Here is an 11,749-nt window from a genome sequence, read left to right as displayed (position 1 = left end):
ATAGAAGAAGGATGCCGCAGGCTTCATCAATATTACGCGATGATGAGAACCAGATGCGACGTTAGCCGGCAGGTCTTCGGGCTTGGAGGGGTATATAAAATACTAAGAGATGATGACTTCCCACCGGATGGCAGTGTCCGCATAACGCAATCATCGCACCTTTCCTTACCGCTGCGCGTCAGCTCCAGATTTGCACTGGATTCCCTATTAACTCACAGGACCGGCGAGTGGATGCTACAGGTTGTAACAAGTTGCTGTCCAGACGTAGCTCACAAATAGGAATACATCAAGATCTGGACATCTGATGAGCAATCCCTACAATCGCCGCGTACATTTCATTTTCAGGATACATCATGACCCCCGAACACCTTCCAACAGAACAGTATGAAGCGCAGTTAGCCGAAAAAGTGGTACGTTTGCAAAGTATGATGGCGCCGTTTTCTGACCTGGTTCCGGAAGTGTTTCGCTCGCCGGTCAGTCATTACCGGATGCGTGCGGAGTTCCGCATCTGGCACGATGGCGATGACCTGTACCACATTATTTTTGATCAACAAACCAAAAGCCGCATCCGTGTAGATAGCTTCCCCGCCGCCAGTGAACTTATCAACCAGTTGATGACGGCGATGATTACGGGTGTGCGTAATAATCCCGTTCTGCGCCACAAGCTATTCCAGATTGATTACCTCACCACGCTGAGCAATCAGGCGGTGGTTTCCCTGCTGTACCATAAAAAGCTGGATGACGAATGGCGTCAGCAGGCGGAAGCTTTGCGCGATGCGTTGCGCGCACAAAATTTAAATGTGCATCTGATTGGTCGGGCAACGAAAACCAAAATCGCGCTGGATCAAGATTACATCGACGAACGTCTGCCGGTCGCAGGGAAAGAGATGATCTACCGTCAGGTAGAAAACAGCTTTACCCAGCCGAACGCGGCGATGAATATTCAGATGCTGGAATGGGCGCTGGACGTCACCAAAGGCTCAAAAGGCGATTTACTGGAGCTGTACTGCGGCAACGGTAACTTCTCATTAGCCCTGGCGCGCAATTTTGATCGGGTATTAGCCACCGAAATCGCCAAGCCTTCGGTCGCTGCCGCGCAATACAACATTGCCGCTAACCATATTGATAACGTCCAAATTATTCGTATGGCGGCAGAAGAATTTACTCAGGCGATGAATGGTGTGCGCGAGTTTAATCGCCTGCAAGGGATCGACTTGAAGAGTTATCAGTGCGAAACCATTTTTGTCGACCCACCGCGCAGCGGTCTGGACAGTGAAACCGAGAAAATGGTGCAGGCGTATCCACGTATTCTGTATATCTCCTGCAATCCGGAAACGTTATGCAAGAATCTGGAAACATTAAGCCAGACGCACAAGGTTGAACGTCTGGCTCTGTTTGATCAGTTCCCCTACACGCACCATATGGAGTGCGGCGTATTACTGACCGCGAAGTAAAATCTATGCCGGATGCGCCAGCATCCGGCATGATACCGATTACTCAGCAACTTCCTGCTTACGGTTACGCATCTTCGCGCCAATCCAGAACACCATAATGACGGACAGTACTGCCGGGAAGAAGTTAGAGCCGATATCCGGATATTCCGCACGAACTACCGTGCTGTACAGCAGTACGCCGAGAATAAAACAAGCAGCAGCCAGACCCGGCAAGCCTACCGGCATAGTGCGATTAAGATAACGTTGATGCAGGCAGTAAACTGTCAGCACCAGGGAAATAATCGGGAATACAGAAAATGGCACAATGGAGCTAAACAGCGCTGCGAAAGTACCATTAATCGATAAGCCAGCAACTAACGCCAGCAGCAGCGTACCTCTATCTTGATTTGCTTGTTTCATTACTCGTCCTTCACATTTCCCGGAATAATTGCGGTTTTCTCTTGTTCACGGCGATACCAGTAATAAGCCCCTTTCGAAATCATTCGCAGTTGCAGTACCAGTCGCTCTTCTAATTGCCGACGTTGTTCGACGCCGACGTCCAACGCCTCGGCACCCGCACTGAAGACAATCGTCACCATGGCTTCGGCTTGCGCTTCAGTAAACGCACGCGGCATATGGTTTTCGAGTTCCAGATAGTCCGCAAGTTCCGCAATGAAGTGCTGAATTTCACGCGCAACGGCGGCACGAAACGCAGCGGAGGTGCCGGAGCGTTCCCGCAATAATAACCGGAAGGCGTTAGGATTATTACCGATGAACTCCATAAATGTGGAGACCGAGGTGCGGATCACACTCCCACCTTTGGCGATACGCTGACGCGCCTGGCGCATGAGTTGGCGCAGCATTAAACCGCTCTCATCAACCATGGTCAGACCGAGTTCGTCTACGTCGCGAAAATGCCGATAAAAAGAGGTGGGAGCAATGCCCGCTTCACGCGCCACTTCACGCAAACTCAGGCTGGCGAAGCTGCGTTCAGCACTTAATTGGCTAAATGCGGCTTCCACCAACGAACGGCGGGTTTTTTCTTTTTGTTGCGCTCTTACGCCCATCACGATGTCTGAATCCTTGCCAAAAGTACTGCTGGCACTATACCAGAGAATGAACATACTGGATTGCTCCAGTGTTGTGAATGAACCGTAACGCAATAAAACATATTTACTGCAATTCTTTGGCCGGTTCTTTTACGAACATCGGAAACCTGCCGCTTAAACGGTGAGTATTGGCGATAAAAATCCAATAAAACGTTCAAGGCAAAAGTAAGAAACAGACAAAGCAAAGGCCGCTCACGATATAGCCAGATAAATGACGGGGATCAATTGGCTTACCCGCGATAAAATGTTACCATTCTGTTGCTTTTATGTATAAGAACAGGTAAGCCCTACCATGCCACATTCCTACGATTACGATGCCATAGTAATAGGTTCCGGCCCCGGCGGCGAAGGCGCTGCAATGGGCCTGGTTAAGCAAGGTGCGCGCGTCGCAGTTATCGAGCGTTATCAAAATGTTGGCGGCGGTTGCACCCACTGGGGCACCATCCCGTCGAAAGCTCTCCGTCACGCCGTCAGCCGCATTATAGAATTCAATCAAAACCCACTTTACAGCGACCATTCGCGACTGCTCCGCTCTTCTTTTGCCGATATCCTTAACCATGCCGATAACGTGATTAATCAACAAACGCGCATGCGTCAGGGATTTTACGAACGTAATCACTGTGAAATATTGCAGGGGAACGCTCGCTTTGTTGACGAGCATACGTTGGCGCTGGATTGCCCGGACGGCAGCGTCGAAACACTAACCGCTGAAAAATTTGTTATTGCCTGTGGTTCTCGCCCTTATCATCCAACAGATGTTGATTTCACCCATCCACGCATTTACGACAGCGACTCAATTCTTAGCATGCACCACGAACCGCGCCATGTACTTATCTATGGTGCTGGAGTGATCGGCTGTGAATATGCGTCGATCTTCCGCGGTATGGATGTAAAAGTGGATCTGATCAACACCCGCGATCGTCTGCTGGCGTTTCTCGATCAGGAGATGTCAGACTCTCTCTCCTATCACTTCTGGAACAGTGGCGTAGTGATTCGTCACAACGAAGAGTACGAAAAGATCGAAGGCTGTGACGACGGTGTGATTATGCATCTGAAGTCGGGCAAAAAGCTGAAAGCCGACTGTCTTCTCTATGCCAACGGTCGTACCGGTAATACCGATTCGCTGGCGTTACAGAACATTGGGCTGGAAACTGACAGTCGTGGACAGCTGAAGGTCAACAGCATGTATCAGACCGCACAGCCGCACGTTTACGCGGTGGGCGACGTGATTGGTTATCCGAGCCTGGCGTCGGCAGCCTATGACCAGGGGCGCATTGCCGCGCAGGCGCTGGTGAAAGGTGAAGCCACCGCACATCTGATTGAAGATATCCCTACCGGCATTTACACCATTCCGGAAATCAGCTCTGTAGGCAAAACCGAACAGCAGCTGACCGCGATGAAAGTGCCGTATGAAGTGGGCCGCGCCCAGTTTAAACATCTGGCACGTGCACAAATCGTTGGCATGAACGTGGGTACGCTGAAAATTTTGTTCCATCGGGAAACAAAAGAGATTCTGGGCATTCACTGCTTTGGCGAACGCGCTGCCGAGATTATCCATATCGGGCAGGCGATAATGGAACAGAAAGGTGGCGGCAACACTATTGAGTACTTCGTCAACACCACCTTTAACTACCCGACGATGGCGGAAGCCTATCGGGTAGCCGCGTTAAACGGTTTAAACCGCCTGTTTTAACACTTTATCGAAATGGCCATCCATTCTTGCGCGGATGGCCTCTGCCAGCTGCTCATAGCGGCTGCGCAGCGGTGAGCCCGGACGATAAACCAGGCCAATAGTGCGGCGTGGTTCCGGCTTAATACACGGCAAATAAACAACCCCATCGCGTTTGCGCTCCGGCGGCACAGCCAGTGCAGGCAGTAAAGTGATCCCGCTACCTGCCGCCACCATGTTGCGCAGAGTTTCCAGGCTGGTCGCGCGGAAGTGTGTATCTTCATCCGCCCCGGCTTCAAAGCAGAAACCCATTGCCTGATCGCGCAAACAGTGACCATCTTCCAGCATCAGCAGTTTTTCCCCTGCCAGATCGGCCATCGGTACGCATTCGCGGTTCGCCCACGGGTGATCTTCATAGATAGCCAGCAACATTGGCTCATCAAACAACGGCACTTCAATGAATGCTTCGCTCTCTTTCACCAGCGCGAGGATCACGCAATCGAGTTTGCCGCTGTCCAGTTGCGCCAGTAACTGGTGGGTCTGTGCTTCATGCAGATACATTTCCAGCTTTGGAAAGGTCTGGTGCAGCATCGGAATAATATGCGGTAACAGGTAAGGCCCAACCGTGGGAATCAAACCAATATGCAGCGGCCCGGACATTGTCTCGCCCTGCTGGCTTGCCATCTCTTTAAGGACTTTCACCTCACGCAGCACGGTACGCGCCTGATCCACCAGCAGCATTCCCGCCTGGGTGAACAACACTTTACGGCTGGTCCGCTCCAGCAACATCACGCCCAGCTCATCTTCCAGCTTACGAATTTGCCCGCTAAGCGTCGGCTGGCTAACGTGGCAGGAATCTGCCGCACGCCGAAAATGACGGTGTTCAGCCAATGCCACCAGGTACTCAAGATCACGAATATTCATTATCCATCCTCCATCGCCACGATAGTTCATGGCGATAGGTAGAATAGCAATGAACGATTATCCCTATCAAGCATTCTGACTGATAATTGCTCACAGAAACGGAGCGGCACCTCTTTTAACCCTTGAAGTCACTGCCCGTTTCGAGAGTTTCTCAACTCGAATAACTAAAGCCAACGTGAACTTTTGCGGATCTCCAGGATCCGCTTTTTTTTATTCTACAGGCCCACAGCAAGAGAGCCTGATAGTAACAGTTACTCAATCCGATCTTTGACAATAAAGAAGTAACACAGCGCCCCGGTGAACGTCACACAGGCCGCGATAACCAGCGCCAGATTAAACGAGTGCGTGGTATCCACTACCCAACCGGTTACGATCGGAGCAAAGGAAGCAAAAACAAAACTGCCAAAGTTTTGAATCCCGGCGATGGAAGCCACTTTTGTTTCTGACACCATCACCTGCACCAGTCCCCATGCAGATGTTCCCGCGAAATGCACGCAGAACAGCGCCATTGAGATAAACGCTACAGCCTGGGCTGGCGAGGAGGATTGCACGACCAGCAACGTGCCTAATGCCGACATCATCAAACCGCAAACAATAGCCGTTTTACGCGTCTTCGCCAGGTCGTAGCCTTTTTTCGCCAGCCGATCGACAACAATACCGTTAACCCACATCCCGACCGCCGCCGCGAGGAAAGGAATCGCCGCCACCCAACCGGTTTTCGCCAGACTGAAGCCTTGCTCGGCTTGTAAATAACCGGGTAACCACGCGATGTAGAGCCAACCGGTATAATTGACGCCAGAGAAACCTAAAATCATCCCCCAGGTTGTCCGATGCTTAAACAGCGCCAGCCACTCGCTAAATTGTAATTGTGGACGCGGTTTAACCGGCGCGGAGAGATAGGTCCGTTCTTCGTCGGTCAGGACAAACTGCGCCCGGTTGCGATACCACGCGTACCAACAGATCCCAACCAGAATCCCCGCCACGCCGATGATGACGAACATTGCCCGCCAGCCCCATGCCAGCTGCATCAATACAAGAGCAGGAGGCGCAATAGCCTGACCGATAACGGTAGATGAGTTAAAAATCCCCAGCGCCGTGCCGCGTTCTTTTTGCGCATACCAGTCGGTGATCGACTTTACTCCCGCAGGCATAAATGGCGCTTCGCCAATACCCAGACCGATACGCATTAAAATAAAGTGGCTAAAAGAATTAACCATTCCTGTTAATGCCTGCATTAATGACCAGAATATTAAGCCTGCGCCTAAAACTATTCGTGGGCCAAAGCGGTCTAGCAAAATACCGGAAGGGAGTTGTGAAAAACCATAAGACAGAGAAAATGCAGAAAGCAAAACGCCAAATTCTGTCGCCGATAATCCTAACTCGCCACGAATCGCTTCGCCTGCCACGCTCAATGACGAACGGTCGAGGAAATTAACGATCCCCGCCATAAATAATAAAACCAGCGTTACTGTCTGAATACGACGAATCCGTTGCGGTTTATTACCCGCAACACTGGTTGACACATCAACGTCCATTTTTAGCTCCTTGAGCGGAATTAATCGATTTGCTGACTATTCAGAAAATAATTAAGCGAACCGTTATTACCAGTTCCACAATGTGCCATCTTCCAGTCGTGCGACGGGGAGATACGCCGGGTCATACGGATATTTCGCCGCCAGTTTCTCATCGAAAGAAATACCCAGCCCCGGTTCATCGCCTGGGTGCATATAACCTTCATCGAAGCGCCAGCTGTGCGGGAAGACTTCAAGCATTTGTTCGGAATAGCCCATGTACTCCTGAACGCCAAAGTTTGGCACCCAGAGGTCAAAATGCAGCGCCGCCGCATGACAAACAGGCGATAAATCTGAAGGGCCATGCGAACCGGTACGTACCTGATAAAGCGATGCAAAATCGGCAATCCGTCGCATCCCGGTAATGCCGCCTGCATGGGTAATCGTCGTGCGAATATAGTCAATCAGCTGCTCTTCGATTAACTGCTTGCAGTCCCAGATACTGTTAAACACTTCACCGACCGCAATCGGCGTCACAGTATGCTGGCGAATCAGACGAAAACATTCCTGGTTCTCGGCAGGCGTCGGATCTTCCATCCAGAACAGGCGGTAATCCTCAATGCTCTTCCCAAAGCGCGCCGCTTCGATAGGAGTCAGGCGATGGTGCATGTCATGCAACAGATGTTCGTTAAAACCGAACTTATTACGCACCGCTTCAAATAACTTCGGTGTAAAATCGAGATACTTTTCTGAAGACCACAACTGCTCTTCCGGCCACAGGCCTTTGGTTGCCGGTTCATACGCCAGTCCTTTGCCCTTCGCCAGGCCATAAGTGGTTTGCATACCCGGTACACCGCACTGCACACGAATCGCCTTAAAGCCCATCAGCTGGTGCTTTGCATAGTCTTCAAGGACTTCATCAATCGTGCGCCCGGTGGTGTGGCAATAAACCATCACGCCTTCACGAGAAGCCCCACCAAGCAGTTGATACAATGGCATATTTGCCGCTTTGGCTTTGATATCCCACAACGCCATATCAATGGCAGAAATGGCCGACATCGTGACGGGGCCACGTCGCCAGTAAGCACCTTTATAAAAGAATTGCCAGATATCTTCGATACGGCTGGCATCGCGGCCAATTAATTGTGGACAAAGATGATCTTTCAGATAAGAAGCGACCGACAATTCGCGACCATTTAATGTGGCATCTCCCAATCCACAAAGTCCGCTTGCAGTGGTTATTTTAAGCGTAACGAAATTACGTCTTGGGCAAGTAACAAAAACATCTGCAGCAATAATTTTCATTATTGCAATCTCCTGTGTTGTAAATAGATGCTTCAAACTTAATTTTACGCCTACTACCATACAAGAGAGAAAGAGCGATTATTCAACCGTGATCACATTAAAAATAAAAATTTCCGCCGAGGAGAAAAAACACCCTCAAAAACCACCTGAATAATTAACCATTATCGTTAAAACAACACGTTAAATAATCACATAACAAACTCCATTAATCATTAAATATGAGCGCAGCAATAGAAATGAATTATATTCAATTAATTAAAATATGTATTGATTGATGTATTGAAAATATGATTTTCATGGGGAGAGTGAAGGTAAAGAAGACGCAAGAATAAAAAGGAATATGACAAATAATAGTTCTGGTTGGGCGTTAAATTTAAGGTCACCAGAATGCTGACAAATTTCTGCCTGAGGCAGTCCGCCTACGTAGTGTCGCTACTTTATAGGCGTGGTAAGCTCCCCATTTTCAGGGGAGCAATATAAACCAATTACCCCAACCGCGCCTGCGCAAAAGCAATCGCCTGCGCCACCTGCTGCGGGGAGACGCCGCCTTTTGCCGCACGCTTGTCGAGGCACGATTGCAGCGACAGAATCGGATAGACATCTTCGCCAATCACCTCGCTGAATTTCTGCAACTCACTGAGCGGCAGTTCTTCCAGCGGTTTGCCCTGACGAATGGCTTCCACCACCGCTTCACCAACAATATGGTGCGCCTCGCGGAACGGCACACCTTTCGCCACCAGGTAATCCGCCAGTTCAGTGGCGTTCGCATACCCCTGCTGCGCCGCTTCCTGGCAACGTGGGCGTTTCACCTGAATCCCGTCCAGCACCAGCGCCGCCATATGCAGGCAGTCCAGCCAGGTATCGAGCGCATCGAACAGACCTTCTTTGTCTTCCTGCATATCTTTGTTATAGGCCAACGGCAGACCTTTCAGCGTCATCATCATGCCGGTCAACGCGCCCTGAACACGACCGCATTTACCGCGAATCAACTCCAGCGCATCCGGGTTTTTCTTCTGCGGCATTAATGATGAACCGGAAGTAACACGATCAGAAAGCTCCACAAAACCCGCTTCGCCGGTGTTAAAGAAAATCAGATCTTCGGCAAAACGCGACAAATGCACCATACCGATAGCGGCGGCAGATAGCAGTTCCAGCACGTGGTCGCGGTCAGAAACGCTGTCGAGACTGTTACGGGTCGCCGAGGCAAAGCCCAGCCAGCCTGCTAACTGTTCACGGTCGATTTCATAGGCCGTTCCCGCCAGGGCGCCACAGCCTAGCGGGCTGACATCCAGACGCTTAAGCGCATCCTGCAAACGGCTTTCATCACGCGCCAGCATCTCAACATAGGCCAGGCACCAGTGCGCAAACGTCACCGGCTGGGCGCGTTGCAGGTGAGTGTAACCAGGCATTACCGCGTCCTGATTATTCTGCGCGGTTTCCACCAGCGCCGATTGTAACTGTCGGTTAGCCGTCAGCAACTCGCTAACGGTATCCTTGCACCACAGTTTCAGGTCAGTCGCTACCTGATCATTACGGCTACGCCCGGTATGCAGTTTTTTGCCTAACTGGCCCACTTTGTCGATCAGTTTGCCTTCCACCCAGCTATGGATATCTTCGGCGTCGCTTTCAAGAATTTGTTGTGGCCTGGCGCGAACATCTTCCAGCAGCACATTGAGCGCCTCTTCCAGTTGCACCTGTTCTTCTGCGGTTAACACGCCTACCGTTACCAGCGCTTTGGACCAGGCCACAGAGCCAACAATATCCTGCTCCGCCAGACGGTAATCAAAGCGCAGTGAGTCGTTGAATTGTTTAAACCGTTGATCTGCTGCCTGGGTAAAACGCCCGCCCCAAAGTGCCATAACTCTGTTTCCTTATTTTGAAATTCAATGCCAGAAAGCTACGTCTCTGGCCAACAAAACTTAAGCTAAAATCCGCGTACCCATCGGCATACCGTTAAACAGTGCCGGAAGCTGTTCCGCATGACGCCAGGAGGCAATATCTACCGGGCGACCCAGCGTGCGCGCAGCGTCCAGCGCCGCGTTCACTTTCACTATCATGCCGTCAGTAATAATGCCCTGCTCAATCAGTTGTTCTGCTTTCGCTGCGGTCATTTCGGCAATACGTTGCCCTTTGCCGTCGAGAATACCGCTGACATCAGAGAGCAAAATCAGATCCGCGCCCAGCGTTGCCGCCAGCGCCGTCGCCGCCTGGTCAGCATTGACGTTCATCAGTTGCCCTTCGTCCGTTACGCCAATGGAGCTGACCACTGGTAGATAACCGTTTTCCAGCAACGTGTTGATAAGCTTAGGCGAACCTGGCTGCGCCAGTCCAACATGGCCTAACTCTTCATCGAGCTGGGTCACTTTTACGCTGTCGCCGTCACCGAGAAACAAACCTACGGCTGCAATCTGATGTTTCTTCGCCCATGCCAGCAGGGTTTTATTTGCCGTTCCCGCCAGCGCTCCGGTGATAATGTCTATCTGATCCGCAGGCGTCACCCGCAGGCCGTTTTTCTTTTTCACCGGCAGATTCAGTCCTTTCATCAGCTCATCCACCACGCAGCCGCCGCCGTGGACAATCACCAGCGGACGCTGATGTGACTCGCGATAATTCACCAGGGCGCTAAACAGACGTTCCAGCGCCTCTTCACTATCCAGCAGTACGCCGCCCAGTTTGATAATTAATGGATTCATCATTGCACCCCTAAATAAGAGACTGCGTTTCCGCATAGCCGAAACGAATATTGGCGCACTGTACCGCTTGTGCTGCCGCGCCTTTCAATAAGTTGTCTTCGGTCGCCACAATAATCAGATGTTCCCCCTGAACGGCAAAACCGATATCGCAGAACGGCAGCCCGACGACATTTTTCAGCGCCGGAACGCCTTTGTCATACAACCGTACCAGCGGTTTATGGGCATACGCCTGCTGTAACGCTTGCGCGACTTGCGCCTGGTTCACGCCAGGCTTCAGGCGGCAGGTAATGGTTTCGAGAATGCCGCGCGGGAAATTGCCCAGATGCGGGGTAAAAATAACGTCAGCACCGAGATGCGTGGCGATCTCCGGCTGGTGGCGATGGGTAAAGACACCATACGGTTGCAGGCTAACTTCACAAAAACTATTTGAAATCGCTGCCTTACGTCCTGCTCCGCTCACACCACTGGTGGCGTTGATAACCGGCCACTGATTGAGGTCAAGAAGATCGGCATCAATCAACGGTTTCAGCGCCAATTGCGCCGCCGTCGGATAACAGCCAGGCACCGCAATTAAGTTCGCTTCTTTTAATTTATGACCGCACCACTCCGCCAGACCGTAAGCTGCCTGTTCCAACAGTTCCGGGTATTGATGGCTAAAGCCGTAATATTTTTCATAGAAGGTGGCGTCGTTAACACGAAACGCGCCGGAAAGGTCGAACACCACACAGCCCGCTTCAAGAAATTGTGGCGCTAAATCGTGACTAACTTCATGGGCAGTAGCAAGAAACACCACGTCCACCCCTGGGCTAAACTCACTGATATCCGACATCGGCTGCAACGGCAGATCAACGATGCCTTTTAGCTGCGGATGCAAATCGGAGATTAACTTTCCCGCATCATTGCTTTGCGCTGAAACAGTCAAAGCGGTTATGTTCATATGCGGATGGCGATTTACATAGGTCACTAGCTCTGCGCCAGCGTAACCGCTGGCACCCACAATCAGCGTATTCAACATCGGGGCTATTCACCTTCTTATGTCTGGTTGCCTGGTTAAACGTAAAACATTCACCTTACGGCTGGTGGGTTTTATTACGCTCAACGTTAG

10 protein-coding genes and 1 riboswitch are annotated in these 11,749 nt (G+C 51.1%); of the genes, 2 read left to right on the top strand and 8 right to left on the bottom strand.

Going from position 1 to position 11,749, the window contains the following annotated elements:
- Positions 1 to 50: 50 nt before the first annotated feature.
- A riboswitch (cobalamin riboswitch) is annotated at positions 51 to 240 on the bottom strand.
- 113 nt (positions 241 to 353) lie between these two features.
- Complete coding sequence (trmA, locus tag QUE74_RS24675; RefSeq protein WP_000187034.1) at positions 354 to 1,454, top strand: tRNA (uridine(54)-C5)-methyltransferase TrmA; 1,101 nt, start codon at positions 354 to 356, stop codon at positions 1,452 to 1,454.
- A 39-nt stretch (positions 1,455 to 1,493) separates the two neighbouring features.
- Here trmA and QUE74_RS24670 read toward each other — a convergent pair whose 3' ends face one another.
- Together QUE74_RS24670 and fabR are read right to left on the bottom strand one after the other, a co-directional pair.
- Complete coding sequence (locus QUE74_RS24670) at positions 1,494 to 1,853, bottom strand: YijD family membrane protein (protein ID WP_000806411.1); 360 nt, start codon at positions 1,851 to 1,853, stop codon at positions 1,494 to 1,496.
- Positions 1,853 to 2,503 (bottom strand): HTH-type transcriptional repressor FabR, encoded by a 651-nt coding sequence (gene fabR, locus QUE74_RS24665; RefSeq protein ID WP_001309117.1) that lies wholly within the window; start codon positions 2,501 to 2,503, stop codon positions 1,853 to 1,855. Before fabR ends, QUE74_RS24670 begins: the two co-directional genes overlap by 1 nt.
- Before the next feature lie 331 nt (positions 2,504 to 2,834).
- Here fabR and sthA point away from each other — a divergent pair, with 331 nt between their 5' ends.
- Positions 2,835 to 4,235: a Si-specific NAD(P)(+) transhydrogenase gene (gene sthA / locus QUE74_RS24660; protein WP_001120810.1), complete on the top strand. Its 1,401-nt coding sequence runs from the start codon at positions 2,835 to 2,837 to the stop codon at positions 4,233 to 4,235.
- On the opposite strand, the gene oxyR is transcribed toward sthA, so the two are convergent.
- From oxyR to argC, 6 genes are all read right to left on the bottom strand, one after another.
- Entirely contained in the window at positions 4,218 to 5,135 is a 918-nt protein-coding gene (oxyR, locus tag QUE74_RS24655) for a DNA-binding transcriptional regulator OxyR (RefSeq protein WP_001025939.1), read from the bottom strand. The two genes, sthA and oxyR, sit on opposite strands and share 18 nt — an antisense overlap.
- Positions 5,136 to 5,386: 251 nt before the next feature.
- A complete protein-coding gene (locus QUE74_RS24650; protein ID WP_000382176.1) occupies positions 5,387 to 6,670 on the bottom strand; it encodes an MFS transporter in 1,284 nt (427 codons plus the stop codon).
- A 66-nt stretch (positions 6,671 to 6,736) separates the two neighbouring features.
- Positions 6,737 to 7,951, bottom strand: a complete 1,215-nt coding sequence (gene manD / locus QUE74_RS24645; protein ID WP_000690949.1) for a D-mannonate dehydratase ManD — start codon at positions 7,949 to 7,951, stop codon at positions 6,737 to 6,739.
- A 485-nt stretch (positions 7,952 to 8,436) separates the two neighbouring features.
- A complete protein-coding gene (gene argH, locus QUE74_RS24640) occupies positions 8,437 to 9,810 on the bottom strand; it encodes an argininosuccinate lyase (protein ID WP_001230111.1) in 1,374 nt (457 codons plus the stop codon).
- A 60-nt stretch (positions 9,811 to 9,870) separates the two neighbouring features.
- Positions 9,871 to 10,647 (bottom strand): acetylglutamate kinase, encoded by a 777-nt coding sequence (gene argB, locus QUE74_RS24635; RefSeq protein WP_001362445.1) that lies wholly within the window; start codon positions 10,645 to 10,647, stop codon positions 9,871 to 9,873.
- A 7-nt stretch (positions 10,648 to 10,654) separates the two neighbouring features.
- Complete coding sequence (gene argC / locus QUE74_RS24630) at positions 10,655 to 11,659, bottom strand: N-acetyl-gamma-glutamyl-phosphate reductase (protein ID WP_000935360.1); 1,005 nt, start codon at positions 11,657 to 11,659, stop codon at positions 10,655 to 10,657.
- Positions 11,660 to 11,749: the final 90 nt, after the last annotated feature.

The sequence above is a fragment of the Escherichia sp. 10290 genome (assembly GCF_030295155.1).
GTDB classification, from domain to species: domain Bacteria; phylum Pseudomonadota; class Gammaproteobacteria; order Enterobacterales; family Enterobacteriaceae; genus Escherichia; species Escherichia coli_F.
The sequence above is the reverse complement of the archived record's forward strand: the minus strand, read 5'-3'. Positions and strand labels throughout refer to the sequence as shown.

Coding starts and splice junctions, on each gene's coding strand:
- oxyR (WP_001025939.1), bottom strand. CDS start 5,135: ATGAATATTCGTGATCTTGAGTACCTGGTGGCATTGGCTGAACACCGT.
- QUE74_RS24670 (WP_000806411.1), bottom strand. CDS start 1,853: ATGAAACAAGCAAATCAAGATAGAGGTACGCTGCTGCTGGCGTTAGTT.
- QUE74_RS24650 (WP_000382176.1), bottom strand. CDS start 6,670: ATGGACGTTGATGTGTCAACCAGTGTTGCGGGTAATAAACCGCAACGG.
- argC (WP_000935360.1), bottom strand. CDS start 11,659: ATGTTGAATACGCTGATTGTGGGTGCCAGCGGTTACGCTGGCGCAGAG.
- trmA (WP_000187034.1), top strand. CDS start 354: ATGACCCCCGAACACCTTCCAACAGAACAGTATGAAGCGCAGTTAGCC.
- sthA (WP_001120810.1), top strand. CDS start 2,835: ATGCCACATTCCTACGATTACGATGCCATAGTAATAGGTTCCGGCCCC.
- argB (WP_001362445.1), bottom strand. CDS start 10,647: ATGATGAATCCATTAATTATCAAACTGGGCGGCGTACTGCTGGATAGT.
- manD (WP_000690949.1), bottom strand. CDS start 7,951: ATGAAAATTATTGCTGCAGATGTTTTTGTTACTTGCCCAAGACGTAAT.
- argH (WP_001230111.1), bottom strand. CDS start 9,810: ATGGCACTTTGGGGCGGGCGTTTTACCCAGGCAGCAGATCAACGGTTT.